At 58.0% G+C, this 20714-nt stretch carries 12 protein-coding genes, 2 tRNA genes, 2 rRNA genes and 3 pseudogenes; 7 read left to right on the top strand and 12 right to left on the bottom strand.

Annotated elements, in window-relative coordinates; genetic code table 11:
* Positions 1-4 precede the first annotated feature (4 nt).
* From AB4O41_RS25885 to AB4O41_RS25875, 3 genes are all read right to left on the bottom strand, one after another.
* The gene (locus AB4O41_RS25885) at positions 5-3412 is read right to left on the bottom strand and encodes an amino acid adenylation domain-containing protein (protein WP_460145223.1); all 3408 of its coding nucleotides are present in this window, start codon (positions 3410-3412) and stop codon (positions 5-7) included.
* Between the two features lie 315 nt (positions 3413-3727).
* On the bottom strand, positions 3728-4711 hold the full coding sequence (locus tag AB4O41_RS25880; protein ID WP_460145222.1) for a TauD/TfdA family dioxygenase: 984 nt from the start codon (positions 4709-4711) through the stop codon (positions 3728-3730).
* Between the two features lie 42 nt (positions 4712-4753).
* The gene (locus tag AB4O41_RS25875; protein ID WP_460145221.1) at positions 4754-5494 is read right to left on the bottom strand and encodes a thioesterase II family protein; all 741 of its coding nucleotides are present in this window, start codon (positions 5492-5494) and stop codon (positions 4754-4756) included.
* 172 nt (positions 5495-5666) lie between these two features.
* Between AB4O41_RS25875 and AB4O41_RS25870 the strand changes: the two genes are divergently transcribed.
* Complete coding sequence (locus AB4O41_RS25870) at positions 5667-7490, top strand: glycoside hydrolase family 15 protein (RefSeq protein WP_460145220.1); 1824 nt, start codon at positions 5667-5669, stop codon at positions 7488-7490.
* Between the two features lie 161 nt (positions 7491-7651).
* On the opposite strand, the gene AB4O41_RS25865 is transcribed toward AB4O41_RS25870, so the two are convergent.
* Positions 7652-8026: a DUF6124 family protein gene (locus AB4O41_RS25865; protein ID WP_460145219.1), complete on the bottom strand. Its 375-nt coding sequence runs from the start codon at positions 8024-8026 to the stop codon at positions 7652-7654.
* Between the two features lie 684 nt (positions 8027-8710).
* Here AB4O41_RS25865 and AB4O41_RS25860 point away from each other — a divergent pair.
* Positions 8711-9100 (top strand): hypothetical protein, encoded by a 390-nt coding sequence (locus AB4O41_RS25860; protein WP_460145218.1) that lies wholly within the window; start codon positions 8711-8713, stop codon positions 9098-9100.
* A 46-nt stretch (positions 9101-9146) separates the two neighbouring features.
* Positions 9147-9253, top strand: a pseudogene (locus AB4O41_RS25855) (alpha/beta hydrolase); the annotation flags it as partial.
* Here AB4O41_RS25855 and AB4O41_RS25850 read toward each other — a convergent pair.
* Entirely contained in the window at positions 9222-10214 is a 993-nt protein-coding gene (locus AB4O41_RS25850; RefSeq protein ID WP_460145217.1) for a GlxA family transcriptional regulator, read from the bottom strand. The pseudogene AB4O41_RS25855 and the gene AB4O41_RS25850 sit on opposite strands and share 32 nt — an antisense overlap.
* 91 nt (positions 10215-10305) lie before the next feature.
* Between AB4O41_RS25850 and inhA the strand changes: the two are divergent.
* A pseudogene (gene inhA / locus AB4O41_RS25845) lies at positions 10306-10991 on the top strand (isonitrile hydratase).
* Between the two features lie 679 nt (positions 10992-11670).
* Here the strand turns inward: inhA and AB4O41_RS25840 are convergent.
* Positions 11671-12159, bottom strand: coding sequence for an SRPBCC family protein (locus AB4O41_RS25840; RefSeq protein WP_460145216.1), 489 nt, complete (start codon positions 12157-12159; stop codon positions 11671-11673).
* A 199-nt stretch (positions 12160-12358) separates the two neighbouring features.
* Here AB4O41_RS25840 and AB4O41_RS25835 point away from each other — a divergent pair.
* The 3 genes and pseudogenes from AB4O41_RS25835 (at position 12359) to AB4O41_RS25825 (ending at position 14192) form a co-directional block, all read left to right on the top strand.
* Positions 12359-13293: pseudogene (locus tag AB4O41_RS25835) on the top strand (ADP-ribosylglycohydrolase family protein).
* A complete protein-coding gene (locus tag AB4O41_RS25830) occupies positions 13286-13684 on the top strand; it encodes a GFA family protein (protein ID WP_460145215.1) in 399 nt (132 codons plus the stop codon). The pseudogene AB4O41_RS25835 and the gene AB4O41_RS25830 overlap by 8 nt, the downstream one beginning before the upstream one ends.
* Before the next feature lie 106 nt (positions 13685-13790).
* Positions 13791-14192, top strand: a complete 402-nt coding sequence (locus tag AB4O41_RS25825) for a lysozyme inhibitor LprI family protein (RefSeq protein ID WP_460145214.1) — start codon at positions 13791-13793, stop codon at positions 14190-14192.
* A gap of 191 nt (positions 14193-14383) precedes the next feature.
* Here the strand turns inward: AB4O41_RS25825 and AB4O41_RS25820 are convergent, their stop codons facing one another.
* The 6 genes from AB4O41_RS25820 to AB4O41_RS25795 form a co-directional block, all read right to left on the bottom strand.
* Positions 14384-14638, bottom strand: a complete 255-nt coding sequence (locus tag AB4O41_RS25820; protein WP_460145213.1) for a DUF1652 domain-containing protein — start codon at positions 14636-14638, stop codon at positions 14384-14386.
* Between the two features lie 348 nt (positions 14639-14986).
* Positions 14987-16882 (bottom strand): penicillin-binding protein 2, encoded by a 1896-nt coding sequence (gene mrdA / locus AB4O41_RS25815; protein WP_460145212.1) that lies wholly within the window; start codon positions 16880-16882, stop codon positions 14987-14989.
* Positions 16883-17107: 225 nt separating this feature from the next.
* Positions 17108-17223: ribosomal RNA gene (rrf, locus tag AB4O41_RS25810) — 5S ribosomal RNA — on the bottom strand.
* A gap of 157 nt (positions 17224-17380) precedes the next feature.
* Positions 17381-20272, bottom strand: a 23S ribosomal RNA gene (locus AB4O41_RS25805).
* Positions 20273-20521: 249 nt separating this feature from the next.
* A tRNA-Ala gene (locus tag AB4O41_RS25800) sits at positions 20522-20597 on the bottom strand.
* Between the two features lie 30 nt (positions 20598-20627).
* Positions 20628-20704, bottom strand: a tRNA-Ile gene (locus AB4O41_RS25795).
* Positions 20705-20714 lie beyond the last annotated feature (10 nt).

The raw sequence follows: 20714 nt of genomic DNA, 5'->3' as shown, positions 1-20714 counted from the left end.
CCGCTCATACTTCTACCCCCTCCAAAGAACTCATGAACTGATCCATGTCGGACCAGTCGTTATCGCTTGTACCGTCTGCCAGCGCGGCCAGCTCCAGGGCCAGATCGCCCAGCTGCGGTGTCTCGAACAGGCTGCGCAGCGGCAGCACCATGCCCAACTGGCTTTTGATCCGCGCGATCACTTGCGCGGCCAGCAACGAATGCCCGCCCAACTCGAAGAAATGGTCATCCATACCGACCCGTGGCACCTGCAGCACCTCAATCCAGATTTGCGCCAGCGCCTGTTCGGTGTCGGTTTGCGGGGCGCGATAAGTGCTTTGTAATTGGCTCGGATCGGGGATCGGCAAGGCCTTGCGGTCGAGTTTTCCGCTGGGGGTCAGGGGCAGGCGCGGCAACAGCAGCAAATGGCCGGGCACCATGTAGTCCGGCAGGTTTTTCTGCAGCGAGGTCCTGATTTGCTGACGCAGAATCGCTTGCTCCGCTGCGCTGCCGAGCACGCTCTGATCGACGACCAGATACGCCACCAGTTGCGGCCCGCCGACTAGAGGCAAGGCCAGCACCACCGCCTCACGAATCCCCGGACATTGCTGCAACCGCGATTCGATTTCTCCCAACTCAATGCGGAACCCGCGAATTTTCACTTGGTGATCGACGCGACCGATGTACTCCACCGCGCCGTCGTCCCGCAGCCGGGCACGGTCGCCGGTGCGGTACAGGCGCTCGCCGACCGCGAACGGATCGGCGATAAACCGCTGGGCGCTGAGCGTCGGCTGCCGGTGATAACCACGGGCCAGGCCCGGCCCGCCGATGTACAGCTCGCCCACCGCCCCTTGCGGCAGCAGGTTCAAATCGTCGTCGAGCACGTACAGCCGGCGCTGCTCCAGACCGTGACCGATCGGAATGCCGCGCCACGACACCGCCTCGGCGGTCAACGCGCTGCAATCGTGGAGGGTCGAAACCACCGTCGCCTCGGTCGGGCCATAGGTGTTGAGCAAACGCACATGGCCCAACCCGGCGCGTTGCCACAGGCGCAGCCCGTCCACCGCCATCGCCTCGCCGCCCACATGAATCTGGCGCAGGGCGCCGAAGTGGGCAGGCGGGTTGGCCGCGTAATCCTGCACCACCGAATACCAGTAAGCGGCCGGCAAATCCGCCAGGGTAATGCCCTGTTCAACGATCATCTGATGCAAGGTCGCACTGTCCCACAGGCCTGCATCGCGCAGGACGACACAGGCGCCATGGCACAGCGGCGGGAAGAATTGCTCGACGAAACCGTCAAAACTGCTGGTGGCGAATTGCAGTACGCGATCACCTTCGCGCAAATCGCTGTAGTCGATCGCACGCGCGATGAATTCGCTCAACGCGCCGTGGCTGACGGCCACGCCCTTCGGCCGACCGGTGGAGCCGGAGGTGTAAATCACATACACGAGATTCTGCGGATCTACCGTCAGTTGCAGGTTGTCTTGATTCGCCGCGTCGCAGTCCGGCAGTCGGTCCAGACACAGGCAGTCGATGCCATCGAGCGCCGGCAGGCTGCTCAGCAGAGGGCTCTCGGTCAGCAACAGTTTCAGTCCGCTGTCATCCAGCACATGGCGCAAGCGTTCGGCCGGCGTGTGCGGGTCCAGCGGCACATAGGCGCCGCCGGCCTTGAGCACGGCCAGCAATGCCACGGCCAGTTCCAGCGAGCGACCCAACGCCACACCGACCAGCACATCGGGACCGACACCTTTGGCGCGCAACTGATGGGCCAGACGATTGCTGCGAGCATTCAATTCGGCATAGCTGAGTGAGAGCGACTGATCGCCGACCAGAATCACTGCGGTGGTGTCGGGAGTGCGCGCCGCTTGGGCCTCAAACAACTGCGGCATGCCGGGCAGCAACGCCGGGATGGCGACGGGTTGAATCAAGTGCTCGCGCTCATCCGTGCCGAGCATCGCCACCTCGCCCAGCGGTTGTTGCGGATCACGGCAGACCGACACCAGCACGTTGTGCCAATGCTCGGCCAACGCGGCGATGGTTTGTGCGTCGAACAGGTCGGTGGCGTAGGTGAACGCGGCGAACAACTGCTCGCCCTCCTCCCGAGTGTCGAGCATCAGGTCGCTGGTGGCCGCATGCTGACGTCCGCTGCCGGCCAGTTGCTGCTCACTCAGATAGCCGACCTGCAAACCGCAATCGAGCCGCACGTCCTGCAGATCGGTCACCAGTGGCTGGTGGTTGAACATCACCTGAAACAACGGATTGTGGCTTTGGCTGCGGGCCGGCTGCAGGGCTTCGATCAACGCGTCGAACGGCAGCTCCTGATGAGCCTGGGCGCCAAGCGCCGCTTGACGCAGGCTCTGCAGCAGGTCGCTGAAACGGGTCTGCGGGGTGACCTCGCTGCGCAAGATCTGGGTATTGACGAAGAAGCCGATCAAGCCTTCGGTTTCACTGCGGGTGCGGTTGGCGATCAAGCCGCCGACGCGGATGTCGGTCTGGCCGCTGTAGCGGTGTAGCAAGGTCTTGAAAGCCGCCAGCAGCACCACGAACAGCGTCACGCCCTGGCGCTGGGCGAGGGTTTTCAGCTCTTGGCGCAGGGCACCGTCGATGACTTTTTCCAGGCGCGCGCCCTGGTGGCTGGACTGGGCCGGATAGGCACGGTCGGTGGGCAATTCGAGGATCGGGTGCTCTTCGCCCAACTGCGTGCGCCAGTAATCGAGCTGACGCTCACGCTCTCCGGCTTCCAGCCAACTGCGTTGCCACAGGGCGTAGTCGCGGTAATGCACGGTCAGCTCCGGCAAAGTCGATTGAAGCCCCGCCACCAACCCGTCGTAGGTGCGCATGAACTCGTCGATCAGAATGTTCATCGACCAGCCATCGGCAATGATGTGGTGCAACGTCAGCAGCAGCACATGCTCCTGTTCGGTCAGGCGCAACAGGCGAATGCTCAGCAGCGGCCCCTGTTGCAAGTCGAACGCCTGAGTGGCTTCAGCCATCATGTGCTGTTGCGCCTGCGGCCAGCGCCGTTCTTCAGGCAAGGCACTCAGGTCGTTGATCGCCAGCGTCAGGTCACGGGGTTCAGTCACCCGCTGGAACGCACGCTCGCCCTCCTGGCCGAAGGTGGTGCGCAAGCACTCATGGCGCGCCACCAACAGGCTGAACGCGTGCTCAAGCGCATCGGTTTGCAACGCGCCGCTCAGGCGTACCGCCATCGGCAGGTTATAGGCCGCGCTCTGCGGGTCCAGCTGCCAGAGAAACCACATCCGCTGCTGCGCATAGGACAGGCCGTCACGCTCATCGACCCCGACACAGGAGGTCATGGGAAGCTGCGCAAAATCGATGCCTTCGCGGGCCATGCCGGCTAGAAACAAGCGGCGCTTGTCCTGCGGCAGTCCGATAAAACGGCGGGCGAGTTTCTGTGCGTCTGCGGCATTCATGCATTGGGTCCTTGCTGATCGGCGGCGTGACCAGGAGGCCCGGTCGTATCAACAAGAACGAATGGCTGACGCGACGATTTAGCGGTACCGACAAACCCAGACTTGTGGCGAGCGAGCTTGCTCGCGCTGGGCTGCGGAGCGGCCCCAAAAAATCTGGCAGTGATTGCCGATTTTTGTGAGTGCTACGCACTCAAGCGGGAGCAAGCTCCCTCGCCACAGGGTTGCGCTGAGTCAAGACGCTCTTAAGTGAACACAAAAACACCAAAGCCGGTGCAAGACCGGCTTCGGCGACAGGCGCGTCAGGGACTGATCAGATCAGCGCGCGTCCTGGGAATGCCCTTCGGCCATCGCGACGATCACCTTGCGCTTGCCTTCGAAGGGCGCGCGGGCGTGGGCCGAAAGCATGTTGTCGAGCATCAGCACATCGCCCTCCTGCCAGGGAAAGCTGATGGCGCAGTCATCGAGCACGGCGCGAATTTCATTGAGCACCTCATCCTCGATGGGCGAGCCGTCGCCGTAGTAGACGTTACGCGGCAGGTCTTCCTCGTCGACGATGTCCAGCAGGGATTCGCGCACCTCTGGCTGAAGGTTGGAAATGTGGAACAGGTGAGCCTGATTGAACCAGACCATGTCGCCGGTCACCGGATGACGCGCCACCGCCTGACATGTCTGGCGGGTGCGCAATTCTCCGTCGTCCTTCCACTCGCAAATAATGCCGTGGGCCTTGCAGTAGGCCTCGACCACCTCGCGATCTTCGGTGTTGAACACCTGCTCCCAGGCCACGTCCAGGCCGTTACCGAAATTGCGCACGTACATCAGACCCTTGCTGATGAAGCGCTCGCGGATTGCGACAGGCATGCGGCGATAGACTTCCCGACTGTCGGCAATCGGCGTTTCACCGCCCGAGGTGGCGGCGATCATGCTGTAGAACCAGATTTTCATCGGCCAGTCCCGGGAGTAGGCCTGCTCGTTGTGCAACGGAATGCTCTGATGCGCCGGGTATTCGGTGGAGGTGTAGACCCCTTGGGTGACGTTGGTGCGCGGCGTCGAGCCAAACTCGTAATTGAGCAGCGGATGGCCGAAGCCGGCGGCGAATTGGCGGAACTGCTCGGCGCCATCCAGCTGGAACCCGCGAAACAGAATGCCGCCGTCACGCAGCAAATGCTCATCCACCAGCTCATTCAATTCATCGAACACCGCCAACAGGCTGGTATTCGGCTCGGTCGCCTCCACCAACAGCGGCAAGCGCCCCCGCGCTGGCAACAACGGCCGAACGGCAAAACCCACAGCAACACCCATGACGGGCCTCCTGTTAACACTCAATAAAGTAAACCACGCGCACTAAAAAACCGCCGCGGTCAGTTGCGCATGACATCGGTGATGAACGTCCAGATGAGTCTTGATAATCCGGATCACCTTGGCTTCATGCTCATGAATGAAGAAATGCCCGCCGGTCATCATGTCCACCGAGAAACTGCCTTGGGTTTCCTGGCTCCAGCCGATCAATTGCTCGGTGGTGGCCTTGTCTTCCTTGCCGCCCAGCACATGCACCGGGCACTTGAGCAGCGGGCGCTGCATCGGACGGAAGCGGCCGCAGAGCATGAAATCGGCGCGCAGGATCGGCAGCGTCAGGCTCATCAACTCCTGATTGGCCAACACGTCCTCGCTGGTGCCCTGGAAGGTACGCAGCTGCTCGATCAACTGTTCGTCACTCTGGGGCTCGGCGAAGCCACGGTCATAGTCGCTGCGCAGGGTCGGGGCGGCCGTGCCTGAAGCAAACAGCGCCACCGGCTCCGCAGCGCCGAGGGCACGAAAGGCGTGGGCCATCTCGCAGGCCAGCAACGCCCCCAGACTGTGACCGAACAGGGCGTAGGGGCCGTGCAAGGACGGCTTGTGCTCCCTGGCCAATTGCAGCGCCAGGGCTCGCATGTCGGTCTGCAAGGGTTCGTCATAACGGGCGCCCCGCCCCGGCAACTCCACCGGCTGCAAGTGCAGCCACGGCGGCAACTGGCGCCGCCAGCGGCTATAGACCATGGCGCTGGCGCCCGAATAGGGCAGGCACAGCAATGTCAGCTTTGTCACCGCACTTACCTCAATGGGTTATCTGTTTAGGAGAACGGATGAGGTGTGGTGAGAATTAGTCTGTGGGATGGATCAGAGTTACCTGTGGGAGCGACGGTTTGCCGGCAAATGAACTCTCTGCGGCTCAAACCGGTCAGCTAGTTAGACCCTCGGTTCCCGGAGCACTGCGGCAATGGTTGATCATTCCGAACGACAAAGCGCCATCGACGCCCACGGCATCATTGGCGACATGCGCAGCGCAGCACTGGTCAACGACAAGGGCAGCGTGGACTTTTTCTGCTGGCCGGAATTCGACAGTCCGTCGATCTTCTGCTCGCTGCTGGACAGCCCCGAAGCCGGCATTTTCCAACTGGCCCCGGACCTGCCCGACGCCCGTCGCGAGCAGATTTACCTGCCCGACACCAACGTCCTGCAAACCCGCTGGATGAGCGATCACGCGGTGGTCGAAGTCACCGACCTGCTGCCCATCGGCGATAGCGAAGATGATTTGCCGATGTTGATGCGCCGGGTGCGGGTGGTCAGCGGACAAGCGACGATCCGCATGCGCTGCGCTGTGCGTCATGACTATGCCAGGGCTCCCACCAAGGCCCGCGCACGTGATCGGAGTGTGTATTTCGAGGCCACCGGCCAGCCAGCCATGCAACTGTGTTCGGATCAATCCTTGCGCGTCGAGGGCCATGCGGCCGTCGCCGAATTCATCCTCGAACAGGACCAGAGCGCCGAGTTCCTGCTCGGCGGCGTTGACGATGCGCGCTTCAAGGAAGGCGCCGCCGCACTGTGCCTGGAACGCACTTTGAAGTTCTGGCGCGACTGGATCGGCCAATCCAATTATCGCGGTCGATGGCGGGAAATGGTCAATCGCTCGGCCCTGACCTTGAAGCTACTGACCTCGCGCAAGCACGGCGCCATCCTCGCCGCCGCCACCTTCGGCCTGCCGGAAACACCCGGAGGCGAACGCAACTGGGACTATCGCTACACCTGGATCCGCGACGCCTCGTTCACCGTCTATGCCTTCATGCGCCTGGGCTTCGTCGAGGAAGCCAACGCCTACACCCGCTGGTTGCGCGGTCGGGTCAGGGATTGTCACGGCAAGACCATGAAACTCAACATCCTCTACGCCATCGATGGCCGCCAGGAACTGCCGGAGGTCGAACTTCCACACTTGGCCGGCCATGGCGGCGCGACGCCGGTACGCATCGGTAATCAGGCTTACGATCAAGTCCAGCTCGACATCTTCGGCGAGCTGTTGGACGCGGTGTACCTGGTCAACAAGCACGGTGAAGCGATTTCCCATGAAGGCTGGAAACACACCGTGGAAGTGGTCGATCAAGTCTGCGAAACCTGGCAGCAAGAAGATGTCGGCATCTGGGAAATGCGCGGCGAGCAGTATCATTTCCTGCATTCGCGACTGATGTGCTGGGTGGCCGTGGACCGAGCCATCCGGTTGGCCTCCAAACGTTCGCTGCCCGCCCCGTTCGCCCGTTGGGACCAGACCCGTCAAGCGATCTACAGCGACATCTGGAACAACTTCTGGAACGAAGAACGCGGGCATTTCGTCCAGCACATCGGCGGCACCGGCCTCGACGGCTCGATGCTGCTGATGCCGCTGGTGCGCTTCGTCAGCGCCAAGGATCCGCGCTGGATCGCGACCCTCGAAGCCATTGAGAAAACCCTGGTTCGCGCAGGGATGGTCTACCGCTACCGCAACGACGACAGCCAGATCGACGGCCTGCCCGGCACCGAAGGCGCCTTCGCCGCATGCTCGTTCTGGTACGTCGAATGCCTGGCCCGGGCCGGCCAAGTGGAGAAGGCGCACCTGGAGTTCGAACAATTGCTGAAGTATGCCAACCCGCTGGGGCTGTATGCCGAAGAGTTCGACAGCCATGCCCGGCATCTGGGCAACACACCGCAAGCATTGACGCATCTGGCACTGATCAGCGCGGCGAGTTTCCTGGATCGGAAGTTGAGCGGGGAGAAAAACCTTTGGCAGCCTTGAAGACCGGCGTCGCCTTCTTCGCGGGCAGCCTCGCTCCAACAGGTTTTGTGAACGCCACAGTCCAATGTGGGAGCGGGCTTGCCCGCGATGGCGGTGTGTCAGTCGACATTCATGTTGAATGTGAAATCGCCTTCGCGGGCAAGCCTCGCTCCTACAGGGGATCAGCTGTGTGGCGCAGGCTTCGGTACGTCGACGTTATCCAGCACCCGATTCACCGCCAGCTCGGCCAGCATGATGACCTGCTGAATCGCCAGGAGCGTATGCCGTTGCGGTGCCTCGACATACGCGGCAATGTCGCTGGTCATGACGCTCGCTGAGGCCAGTGATTCGCAGATATGGGCCAGCAGACTTTCGTTGTCCATATCCGGCGCAACCAGAAACATCTTGCTTGGCTTACGGCTTTCGGGTTGTTTGGGGGCGGGTTTGAGATAGTGGTCGAGCGCACGTTCGGCAGCTTCGTGGAGTTTTTTCGAATCGAGAGATTCGTAGGGGGAAACGTTGTCGGTTTCTGGGGGATTGGGGCTGTCTTTTATCATGGTGTAACTCCTGACATTCATGAAGCTCACCACCGTCGTGACCAAACGATGGGTGGTGGGCGGTACGCAGGTTGGTCAACCGGGAAGTCAGGCACCCGGCGCACTCGAAAGTGCCCCGCGCACAGCCCACCGCGAAGCATACCGACAAGTACAAGAAAAAGCGCCGACATGCTCACGTTGGCGCTTGCACGCCTGACATTGCACGGGTGACCAAACCCGGCCGCTGAATTGGCAGCGACCCGGAAAGACTATCGGCTCCCTTTCCTAACCTACAACCGCCAAAACTCGTCAGAAATATCCACATTTACGACACTTCTTGTAGGATCAAGTCCTACCCGCGATGAACTTAAACACACTCCGCCTGACAGGGCTGACCTCCTGTGGCGAGGGAGCTTGCTCCCGTTGGGGCGCGCAGCGGCCCTGAAATCCACAACCACATTCCTCCAGAAGCACCGCATTTGCTGGCTTTTCGACCGCTACGCAGCCGAACGGCGGCAAGCCCCTCGCCACAGAATCGTGTAGGCCAAACACCTACATTTGTTAAACAAACTCGCCCAATCAACACTCAGTCACTCATTCCTACATCCAGAAATACCTTGTTGCCACCGCTTACATCCATCCCTACCATCCACGTCAACGGGCACAGCGGAGCTGTCCAACAAAACCCGAATTCAAGGAACCGGAATGACCCAGCGCATCCATCGCAGCATCGACACCCCACTCCGATCAGGCCTGAACCGGGACGAACTGTGGGAGGGCCATGACAAAGGCCTGATCAAATGCTGGGAAATCGGCCGCCAACGCGCCGCCCGCTTTCCCGACCTCGTCCAACAATGCCTCACCAACGAACTTCCGGTGCTGGGCTGGAAAGGTGGCGTCAGCCGCAGCCTGAAGAAACTCGAAAAATATGGATCCCTCAAATACCTCGCCCAGTGGCAGGGGTTGCGCGGGGAAGATCTGGATATTGATTTGAGCGCAGAGCGGGCGTTGACCTGTTCCAGAACCAAGATGGTCGTGACGTTTACGCCGGATCGGTCGAAGTATTTCAATCAGGTGGCGGACGTGGAAGCCTGAGGAAAAGGCCCCGAGTCGATTTGAGTCAGCCCTCTCAAAACAGCGGTTTACCAGCCCTTATGAACGCCGAGTACTGCAGGCGTCAGGCATGACATTGCCGAAGAAGCGCCCGAGGCGACGCTTAAGGCAATACTGGATCTGCTGGAGAGCTGACGGAAAACCGCTCGCGATAGGCCTGCGGTGTCACGCCCATGGCCCGCAGAAAACTGCGGCGTAAAGTTTCTTCGCTGCCAAACCCGCATTGCACCGCGACCCGTTTGATCGGTACGCCGGTGTCGCTGAGTAGCCGTCGCGCAGTCTCGACCCGAATCAGTTCGATGGCCCGCGCCGGGGTCTGGCCGGTGTCGACACGGTAGTGACGGACGAAGCTGCGCTCGCTCATGCCGGCCTGCAAGGCCAAGGTCGGGATGCCGAGATCTTTAGTTAGATTTTCGCTGATCCAGGCGTGAAGTTCATCGAAGCGGTTGCCTTCCTTTTGCAGGGACAAGGTCACGCTGAACTGCGACTGGCCCCCCGGACGCTTGAGAAACACCACCAGTTGCCGGGCGACGTCCAAGGCCATGGTTCGGCCGAGGTCTTCTTCGACCATCGCCAAGGCCAGGTCGATGCCCGCGGTGACCCCGGCCGAGGTCCAGACCGGGCCGTCGTTGATGAAGATCGGGTTGGGTTCGACCTGGAGTTTGGGATGCTGGTGCGCCAATTGTTCGCAACGGGTCCAGTGCGTGACCACCCGCCGGCCATCGAGCCAACCGCTGGCCGCCAGCAAAAACGCCCCGGTACACACCGACGCCACCCGCCGACACCCCGTCGCGTGTTCACGCACCCAATCCACCAGCGACTCGTCTTTCGCCGCCGCGTAAACGCCCCAGCCACCGGCAATGATCAAAGTGTCGCTGCCCTGTTCCGACAACGGCTCTGCCAACAGCGCCAGCCCCGCCGACGACATCACCGCCCCGCCACCGCTGGCAATCACCGACGGCGCATAGGGCGGTGGCAAACCTTGCTGGCGAGCAATGTCGTTGGCCGAGGCGAACACCTGCAACGGTCCGGTGACGTCGAGCAGTTGCACGTTGGCAAAGGCCAGCACATGGATGGTTTTCGGGTTGTTCGGCATGTTTGGCGTAATTCGTGGGGTTATTGGCGTATACGCCAGATCCTACGAGCCTACAGTGAAGTCGTCCACCCCAACCAGGAGAAAAAACGCCATGACGTTGCAGATCGGTTTTCTGTTGTTTCCACAGCTTCAACAACTGGACCTGACCGGCCCTTATGACGTTCTGGCCTCGCTGCCGGACGTGAAAGTGCATTTGATCTGGAAGGACCTGGTCCCGATCACCGCGAGCACCGGGCTGGTGTTGAAACCGACCATCACCTTCGACGATTGCCCGCCACTGGATGTGATCTGCATTCCCGGCGGCAGCGGCGTCGGGCCGTTAATGGAGGATGACGAAACCCTGGCCTTCATCAAGGCTCAGGCTGCTAACGCGAAGTATGTCACTTCGGTTTGCACCGGCGCGCTGGTGCTTGGCGCGGCGGGGTTGCTCAAGGAAAACGTGCCACCACTCACTGGGCGTATCACCAATTGCTCGAGGTGTTGGGAGCGATTCCGGTTAACGATCGAGTGGTGCGCGACGGCAATCTGCTGACCGGTGGAGGTATCACGGCGGGGATCGATTTTGCCCTGACCCTGGCGGCTGAATTGTTCGATAAGGACACCGCGCAACTGGTGCAGTTGCAGCTGGAATACGCCCCGGCGCCGCCGTTTGCTTCGGGAAGCCCGAAGACTGCTCCGGTCAGCGTGCTGGATGAAGCCCGCAAACGCGCTGCCGCGTCGTTGAAATTGCGCTCGGAAATCACCGAACGTGCAGCGGCGAAACTCGATCGCCAGTGAAAGAAACGGCGGTGGGCGCTATCGCGCCCGCGGCCAGTTACTCAGGCTGGAAAATCCGCCAGCAATTAACGTGTTTGTAGGGTTTACGGCCGCTGCGCAGCCGAACGCAGCCTTCGGCAGCTGCTACAGGAGATCGGGTTTCAGTTTTTTCACACAAAAAAACCCGCCTAAGCGGGTTTCTCAAGACCATCGCGACATCCTGTCGGCAGCCATCCTGGCGTATGGTCGATCATCCGTGATCCTGAGCACGTCCTGTGCTTCAGTTGATGGATCCAGATTAGACGTATCGGTGAAGCTTAAAAAGACGACATACCACTGGCTACGTGTAAGCCATTGACCATTCAACGCCTGAAACCTGCACTTGTAGCAGCAATCGGCAGCGGTTACAGGGACCGGGTTGAAGTTTTCTGCAGGCGAAAAAAAACCCGCCGAAGCGGGTTTTTCCCAAGACCATATCGACTCCCTGTCGGCAGCGATCCTTGCTATGGTCGATCATCCGTGACCCTGGAGCACTTCCTGTGCTTCAGTTGATGAGGCTAGATTACGCTTGGGATCCAATCTGCAATAGACGACATAGCTACTACCGCGTGTAAGACATTCGCTATAGTCGCCCCTCCGCAACCCCTTTGAAGAGTCAGCCATTCTGCGCTGAAGCCACGAATTTCGTGGCCTGCAGCCATCAGCCGCCCTGATGCTCATGGTTCTTGGTATTTGTTTCCAGAAATTGTTCGATATTGCTCATCTGCTCATCCCAACCCCGGCTGTCCATTCGGAACGCCTTGAGCCTGCGCGACTGAGGGATGTGATCGAAACCGGACTCGACAACCGTCAACAACGTGCCTTCGTCCATATCCTGGAGTTCGAACTTCACCAGCGTGGTGGGCTCCTGGGAGTAATCGGTATCGGGTTCGACTGCATACGGGTGCCAGCGAAACGAAAACACCCGCTCCGGCTCGACCCGCTCCACCAGTACATTCCATAACAAGTGCTCATAACCAGGATAAGTAATCTGCCCCTGGGTCCACTCGCCGGCGACAAAGCGCTTGCCTTCGAGTGCCACGCCGAACCATTGCCCAAAGGCTTCGGCATTGGCCAGCACGCGCCAGACCTGCGAGCGCGGCACCTTGAGCAGGATCTTCCTTTCGATGCGATCTGATGCTGGGTTCATAAGTCACCTCCTGTATTGAACAGTAGGCCTGTAAAGACCATAAGACCAACCTAAAAGTTGTATCAAACAGGCGCCGCAATAACCTGTACCTGAAATATTCGGCCTCAGTTTTGGCCATAAGTTCTGGTTTTTCGGGGGAGTCAGCGGACTGAAAACTGCTAACGTTTGCAACGACGTGGAACCCTTACAAGGAAGATTCATGCAGCCTTCACTCACGGAACGTTATCGCGCAACCCTCCTGGGGCTTGCTTGTGGGGATGCCGTCGGCACCCATGCCGAATTCCAGCCGCGCGGCTCATTCGCTCCTCTGACCGACATGATTGGCGGCGGCCCGTTCAATCTGAAGCCAGGGCAATGGACCGATGACACTTCCATGGCACTTTGCCTGGCAGAAAGCTTGCTGAACAAAAAGGTTTTGATGCGGCCGATCAAATGGGCCGTTACCTCAACTGGTGGCAATGGGGTTACCTGAGTTCCACCGGAGAATGCTTCGACATTGGTATGACCGTCCGTGAAGCGCTGGCTCGTTATCAGGAAACCGGTCAGCCATTCGCGGGATCCACCGATCCTTATACGGCCGGTAATGGCTCGCTGATGCGGTTAGCGCCAATAGTGTTGTACTACTTTCCCGACCCCGACCGGATCAGGAGGTTTTCCGCAGACAGCTCGCGCACTACCCATGCGGCGCCGGAGGCACTTGAATGCTGTCAGTTGCTTGCCGATCTGATCCGCAAGGCATTGCAAGGCGTGCCCAAGCAGGATTTGCAGAGTCTGCCAGAGACGACCTTCGTGGAACCGAAGGTCGCGAGCATCGCTCGAGGCGATTACCTCGGAAAATCCAAAGACGATATTCGCGGTACCGGTTACTGCGTTGCATCACTGGAAGCGGCCTTGTGGTGCTTTCACCACACTGATAGTTTTGAAGCCGCCATCCTCGAAGCCGCGAACCTGGGCGACGACGCCGATACCACTGCCGCCATCGTCGGCCAGTTGGCCGGGGCTCACTACGGTGTGCAGGCCATCCCTGACGGCTGGCTTGCGAAATTGCATCAGCGCGAAGACATCGAAGCCACGGCTGACGCCCTGCTTCGGACTGCCATCTCAGAGACGCAACCAGGGAAACCCCATGAATAACTTGCATGGCAGTTGCTTGTGCAAAGCCATCGAATACGAACTTGATCGCCTCGACATGCCCATCAATCACTGCCACTGCCACACCTGTCGCAAGGCACACGCAGCAGCATTCGCCTCAACGGCCGGGGTTATGCGTGAGCATTTTCGCTGGACAAAAGGACAGGACCGGCTAAGCACCTATGAGTCGTCGCCGGGCAAGCTTCGGCATTTCTGTTCGATCTGCGGATCGCATCTAATGGCAGAGCGCTTGGCCCAACCCCATGTAATCGTTCGCGTGGCGACTCTCGACGATGATCCGAAAATGACACCTCAGGCTCATATCTGGACGTCCCATGACGTGTCCTGGCTTGAATATGAATCGAATGAGAAATGTCCGCAGTGGCAGGTATAAATTCTGAACAGCGCAGCGCTTTTGTGGCGAGCGGCAGATTCGTTGATTAACCATCCGCTTCGCTACACTGCACCGCAACTTTCCAATGTCACCACGAGAATCCCCCATGCACCCACGCTTTCTCCTGGCACTGACGCCGCTGCTGTTCACCACCGTGGCGCATGCCGTGGACTGTGCGAATTCGAACGACCAGGGCACCATGAACCAGTGCGCCGCGGAGCAGTACAAAACGGCTGATAAAGAGCTGAACACGCTTTACCAGCAAATCACCAAACGATTGAAAGACAATCCCGATGCCAAGAAGCTGCTGGTCAGTGCGCAACGCAACTGGGTGGCGTTTCGTGATGCCGAGTGTGAGTTTTCGACCTCTAGGGTGACGGGTGGCAGTGTGTATCCGCTGATCTATAGTCAGTGCACCACCAACCTGACCAAGGCGCGCGTCGAAACCTTCAAACGCTACCTCACGTGTGAGGAAGGCGATATGAGTTGTCCGGTGCCTGAGGCTTGATGCTGCGGTGTTCTTGAGGACCGCTTCGCGGGCATTTGGCGGGACACAATTTGTGTGTTCAGCAAAAATCCCCCGACAACTTGATGTTGCCGATCTGCTTCAGGCTATCGGAGTGTTCGACGGTGGCCGAGTCTTCATTCTCCGCTTCGAATACACGCCGCACCGCCAACGTGGTGCGGCGTGACGCAGGTTTAGCGGTAAAACGGAGGGTGACTGACTTTATGAGCCTCGATTTCTTGCCGCATATCAGCCACTAGCGACGCGATCGCGTGGGGACTATCCAGTGTCCACACCGGAACATGGGTGGCCACCAGATCCACTTTCCCGGTCATGCAATCGCAGACCCGAATTGTCAGGGACTGGTCCGCCTCCATGCTGCAAGTGCACACAGCGGGCAAAAAACTATGCTCAATGATATTTTGAATTTCCAGGGTTGAAAGGAACATTACTACCTCCCTCATGCCAGATGTGTGGCCGGGCAAATGCTCCCTCACTCACCCATTAACCTGAAAATTCTAGTCTTCAATAGCAGGTGTCTCAAGACCGTAACAGGTTGCTCGTCGTCTCATTGGTTGTCGCGATTTACGACAACACTTGGGAGCGGACCTGCATCATGCAAAACCTGCCGACACCGTGGTGCCACCGGTCCAGTCCTGGGATGTCGCCCTGCAGGCAATAAATCGATATTGAAGTGCGGGAGAAGTCGATCAGTCGATCGAGATAATGTTCGTCGCTCGATTAACCCGCCAGCACATGCTCAGTATCTGTGAGCCGGTGCTGTATAGCTTTGATCGTTAGACATGAGGGTGATCACCCAGCGCTTTGCTCGGCGCGGCGTATTGCGGCTTCAGGTGACCGTCCTGATCGAGCAGCCAGGCGTCCATGATTTGCCGCACCACCGGACCGGCGACGCGACCTCCGGCCTCGCCGTTTTCGATCATGACCGAAATGACAATCTTCGGATGTTCGGCCGGGGCGAAACCGACGAACAAGGCATTGTCACGGTTGCGCTCCAGCGTTTTCGCCCGGTTGTAGCGTTCACCCTGCTTGATCGCCACCACTTGCGCGGTCCCACTTTTGCCTGCGATACGGTACTGAGCCCCCGCCGCTGCCGCTCGGGCAATCCCACGGGCATCGTGCATCACCATCTGCATGCCATGATTGACCTGTTCCCAGTCACGCGGGTCCTTGAGCAGGATGTTCGGCATCGGATGCTCGTCCACCGGTGCTACGCCATCCACCGTTTTGGCCAGGTGTGGTCGGTTCCATATACCTTTGTTGGCGATCAGCGCGGTGGCTTGGGCCAGTTGCAGAGGCGTGACCTGCATGTAGCCCTGACCTATGCCGAGGATCACCGTCTCGCCAGGGAACCAGGGTTGACGACGGGTCGCGCGTTTCCAGGCCTGGGATGGCATCAACCCTGGGGACTCTTCGAACATGTCCAGCGAGACCTTTTCGCCAAGACCGAACATCGCCATATAGTCGTGCAGACGGTCGATGCCCAGCTTGTGGGCCAGATCGTAGAAGTAGGTGTCGTTGGAGCGCATGATCGCCGCGTCCATGTCTACCCAGCCATCGCCACTGTGGTTCCAGTTACGGTATTTATGATCAAAATCCGGTAGCTGGTAATAACCTGGATCGAAGACACGGGTCTGCGGGGTGACCACCCCGGCGTCGAGGCCGGCGATCGCCACTTCCGGCTTGATAGTCGAGCCCGGCGCGTAGAGTCCACGCAGCACACGATTGAACAACGGCCGGTCGATGGAATCGTGCAGCGCCGCATATTCCTTGAAGCTGATGCCCGTCACGAACATGTTCGGATCGAAGCTTGGCTTACTGACCATGGCCAGTACTTCGCCGGTCGACGGGTCGAGAGCAACTACCGAGCCACGGCGATCGCCCAATGCCTCCTCGGCTGCTTCCTGAAGTTTGACGTCGAGGCTCAGGACGATGTTTTTACCGGGGACCGGGTCGGTGTGTTTGAGCACTCGCAGCACGCGGCCCTGAGCGTTGGTCTCGACCTCTTCATAACCCACATGACCATGCAACTCGGGCTCGTAGAATTTCTCGATGCCGGTCTTGCCGATGGATTGGGTGCCACGGTATTCCACCGTATCCAGAGCCTTGGATTCTTTCTCGTTGATGCGGCCGACGTAGCCGATCGAATGGGCAAAATGTGCGCCCATGGGGTAGTGGCGAACGAACTGTGGCTCTACGTCGATCCCTGGCAGACGGAATTCGTTGACTGCCAACACCGCGATCTGTTCTTCGCTGAGTTCGTAGAACAAGGTAACGGGCACGAAGGGGTGTCGAGCCTGCTTCATCGCCTTGTCAAACAGCGTGCGATCTTCAGTCGGCAAGCGCAGGAGGTTGACCACCTCATCCAGCTCTTCTTTGACGTCGGAGGCGCGTTCGCGGGTGATGGTCAGGTTGAAACTGGGCCGGTTGTCCGCCAGTAGCACGCCGTTGCGGTCGTAGATCAGCCCGCGCGTAGGGGCGATCGGCAATACGTGTACACGGTTGTTTTCGGAGATCGTCGAGTGGTAGTCGTACTCGACCACCTGCAGAACATACAGCCGCACCACTAGCGCGCAGGTAATAGCGACGACGAACAAAGCGCAAGCCATCAGTCTTTTATTGACCAGGCGCGTCTCTTTTTCGTGGTCCTTGATTGGTATTGGTTCAGGCATTTCTGCAGCGACTCTTTGACTGTAGAGGGGTGCCGATCCGTAGGCTTGAAATCAGTCCATGAGAAAGGGCTGCAGCATTCCAAAAACGGCGTAGCTACTTTAGCGCCCGTTTCCCCGAAACTTCATGAACAATGCAACTGTTACCCAAAATAGCCACCACGGCACTTTCCTGCGGACAAAACAAAACCCCTACCTGCATACGCAGATAGGGGTTTCGGAATTTAATCTTGACGATGACCTACTCTCACATGGGGAAACCCCACACTACCATCGGCGATGCATCGTTTCACTGCTGAGTTCGGGATGGGATCAGGTGGTTCCAATGCTCTATGGTCGTCAAGAAATTCGGGTACTGAGTCGTGACCAGGTGGCCTCGCTTCAGCAAATTGGGTATGTGACAGCTTGGTGTTTTGTGAGCATTTCGAACTTTCGGTTCATTTCGTCTTCACACACCGCAATCTGATGCTCTTTCGAGTAGTCAAATTGCTTGGGTGTTATATGGTCAAGCCTCACGGGCAATTAGTATTGGTTAGCTCAACGCCTCACAGCGCTTACACACCCAACCTATCAACGTCGTAGTCTTCGACGGCCCTTCAGGGGACTCAAGGTCCCAGTGAGATCTCATCTTGAGGCTAGTTTCCCGCTTAGATGCTTTCAGCGGTTATCTATTCCGAACATAGCTACCCGGCAATGCCACTGGCGTGACAACCGGAACACCAGAGGTTCGTCCACTCCGGTCCTCTCGTACTAGGAGCAGCCCCTCTCAAATCTCAAACGTCCACGGCAGATAGGGACCGAACTGTCTCACGACGTTCTAAACCCAGCTCGCGTACCACTTTAAATGGCGAACAGCCATACCCTTGGGACCGGCTTCAGCCCCAGGATGTGATGAGCCGACATCGAGGTGCCAAACACCGCCGTCGATATGAACTCTTGGGCGGTATCAGCCTGTTATCCCCGGAGTACCTTTTATCCGTTGAGCGATGGCCCTTCCATACAGAACCACCGGATCACTAAGACCTACTTTCGTACCTGCTCGACGTGTCTGTCTCGCAGTCAAGCGCGCTTTTGCCTTTATACTCTACGACCGATTTCCGACCGGTCTGAGCGCACCTTCGTACTCCTCCGTTACTCTTTAGGAGGAGACCGCCCCAGTCAAACTACCCACCATACACTGTCCTCGATCCGGATAACGGACCTGAGTTAGAACCTCAAAGTTGCCAGGGTGGTATTTCAAGGTTGGCTCCACGCGAACTGGCGTCCACGCTTCAAAGCCTCCCACCTATCCTACACAAGCAAATTCAAAGTCCAGTGCAAAGCTATAGTAAAGGTTCACGGGGTCTTTCCGTCTAGCCGCGGATACACTGCATCTTCACAGCGATTTCAATTTCACTGAGTCTCGGGTGGAGACAGCGCCGCCATCGTTACGCCATTCGTGCAGGTCGGAACTTACCCGACAAGGAATTTCGCTACCTTAGGACCGTTATAGTTACGGCCGCCGTTTACCGGGGCTTCGATCAAGAGCTTCGCGTTAGCTAACCCCATCAATTAACCTTCCGGCACCGGGCAGGCGTCACACCCTATACGTCCACTTTCGTGTTTGCAGAGTGCTGTGTTTTTAATAAACAGTCGCAGCGGCCTGGTATCTTCGACCGGCGTGGGCTTACGCAGTAAATGCTTCACCCTCACCGGCGCACCTTCTCCCGAAGTTACGGTGCCATTTTGCCTAGTTCCTTCACCCGAGTTCTCTCAAGCGCCTTGGTATTCTCTACCCAACCACCTGTGTCGGTTTGGGGTACGGTTCCTGGTTACCTGAAGCTTAGAAGCTTTTCTTGGAAGCATGGCATCAACCACTTCGTGTTCTAAAAGAACACTCGTCATCAGCTCTCGGCCTTAGAATCCCGGATTTACCTAAGATTCCAGCCTACCACCTTAAACTTGGACAACCAACGCCAAGCTGGCCTAGCCTTCTCCGTCCCTCCATCGCAATAACCAGAAGTACAGGAATATTAACCTGTTTTCCATCGACTACGCTTTTCAGCCTCGCCTTAGGGACCGACTAACCCTGCGTCGATTAACGTTGCGCAGGAAACCTTGGTCTTTCGGCGTGGGTGTTTTTCACACCCATTGTCGTTACTCATGTCAGCATTCGCACTTCTGATACCTCCAGCAAGCTTCTCAACTCACCTTCACAGGCTTACAGAACGCTCCTCTACCGCATCACCTAAGTGATACCCGTAGCTTCGGTGTATGGTTTGAGCCCCGTTACATCTTCCGCGCAGGCCGACTCGACTAGTGAGCTATTACGCTTTCTTTAAAGGGTGGCTGCTTCTAAGCCAACCTCCTAGCTGTCTAAGCCTTCCCACATCGTTTCCCACTTAACCATAACTTTGGGACCTTAGCTGACGGTCTGGGTTGTTTCCCTTTTCACGACGGACGTTAGCACCCGCCGTGTGTCTCCCATGCTCGGCACTTGTAGGTATTCGGAGTTTGCATCGGTTTGGTAAGTCGGGATGACCCCCTAGCCGAAACAGTGCTCTACCCCCTACAGTGATACATGAGGCGCTACCTAAATAGCTTTCGAGGAGAACCAGCTATCTCCGAGCTTGATTAGCCTTTCACTCCGATCCACAGGTCATCCGCTAACTTTTCAACGGTAGTCGGTTCGGTCCTCCAGTTAGTGTTACCCAACCTTCAACCTGCCCATGGATAGATCGCCCGGTTTCGGGTCTATTCCCAGCGACTAGACGCCCTATTAAGACTCGCTTTCGCTACGCCTCCCCTATTCGGTTAAGCTCGCCACTGAAAATAAGTCGCTGACCCATTATACAAAAGGTACGCAGTCACCCAACAAAGTGGGCTCCCACTGCTTGTACGCATACGGTTTCAGGATCTATTTCACTCCCCTCTCCGGGGTTCTTTTCGCCTTTCCCTCACGGTACTAGTTCACTATCGGTCAGTCAGTAGTATTTAGCCTTGGAGGATGGTCCCCCCATATTCAGACAAAGTTTCTCGTGCTCCGTCCTACTCGATTTCATGACTAAGAGATTTTCGCGTACAGGGCTATCACCCACTATGGCCGCACTTTCCAGAGCGTTCCGCTAATCTCAAAGCCACTTAAGGGCTAGTCCCCGTTCGCTCGCCACTACTAAGGGAATCTCGGTTGATTTCTTTTCCTCAGGGTACTTAGATGTTTCAGTTCCCCTGGTTCGCTTCTTAAGCCTATGTATTCAGCTTAAGATACCTAACTTATGTTAGGTGGGTTCCCCCATTCAGACATCTCCGGATCAAAGTCTGTTTGCCGACTCCCCGAAGCTTTTCGCAGGCTACCACGTCTTTCATCGCCTCTGACTGCCAAGGCATCCACCGTATGCGCTTCTTCACTTGACCATATAACCCCAAGCAATCTGGTTATACTGTGAAGACGACATTCGCCGAAAATTCGATTCTTGCTCATAAAGAGCAACTCACAAATTTTACCTTAGCCTGATCCGTTACCAGTGAAAGTAACGTTCAGTCTATCTTTCTATCACATACCCAAATTTTTAAAGAACGATCTAATCAAAGACTAGAAATCAACATTCATCACCGGCTCGGTGGAATGCTCATTTCTAAGCTTTCAACAAACAGAAGCAGTAGTGGTGGAGCCAAACGGGATCGAACCGTTGACCTCCTGCGTGCAAGGCAGGCGCTCTCCCAGCTGAGCTATGGCCCCGTATTTCTACAGGCGTTTCCCACACAAAATTGGTGGGTCTGGGCAGATTCGAACTGCCGACCTCACCCTTATCAGGGGTGCGCTCTAACCAACTGAGCTACAGACCCAATTTCGGGC

Source organism: Pseudomonas sp. S2_A02, from assembly GCF_054668495.1.
This window is presented reverse-complemented; position numbering and strand designations above follow the sequence as displayed.

What these genes read in the sequence shown, in the direction of transcription:
- AB4O41_RS25830 (WP_460145215.1), top strand. Translation starts at nt 13,286, where the DNA reads ATGAATAACTTGCATGGCAGTTGCTTGTGCAAAGCCATCGAATACGAA.
- AB4O41_RS25860 (WP_460145218.1), top strand. Translation starts at nt 8,711, where the DNA reads ATGACCCAGCGCATCCATCGCAGCATCGACACCCCACTCCGATCAGGC.
- AB4O41_RS25865 (WP_460145219.1), bottom strand. Translation starts at nt 8,026, where the DNA reads ATGATAAAAGACAGCCCCAATCCCCCAGAAACCGACAACGTTTCCCCC.
- AB4O41_RS25885 (WP_460145223.1), bottom strand. Translation starts at nt 3,412, where the DNA reads ATGAATGCCGCAGACGCACAGAAACTCGCCCGCCGTTTTATCGGACTG.
- AB4O41_RS25870 (WP_460145220.1), top strand. Translation starts at nt 5,667, where the DNA reads ATGGTTGATCATTCCGAACGACAAAGCGCCATCGACGCCCACGGCATC.
- AB4O41_RS25880 (WP_460145222.1), bottom strand. Translation starts at nt 4,711, where the DNA reads ATGGGTGTTGCTGTGGGTTTTGCCGTTCGGCCGTTGTTGCCAGCGCGG.
- AB4O41_RS25825 (WP_460145214.1), top strand. Translation starts at nt 13,791, where the DNA reads ATGCACCCACGCTTTCTCCTGGCACTGACGCCGCTGCTGTTCACCACC.
- AB4O41_RS25840 (WP_460145216.1), bottom strand. Translation starts at nt 12,159, where the DNA reads ATGAACCCAGCATCAGATCGCATCGAAAGGAAGATCCTGCTCAAGGTG.
- AB4O41_RS25850 (WP_460145217.1), bottom strand. Translation starts at nt 10,214, where the DNA reads ATGCCGAACAACCCGAAAACCATCCATGTGCTGGCCTTTGCCAACGTG.
- mrdA (WP_460145212.1), bottom strand. Translation starts at nt 16,882, where the DNA reads ATGCCTGAACCAATACCAATCAAGGACCACGAAAAAGAGACGCGCCTG.
- AB4O41_RS25820 (WP_460145213.1), bottom strand. Translation starts at nt 14,638, where the DNA reads ATGTTCCTTTCAACCCTGGAAATTCAAAATATCATTGAGCATAGTTTT.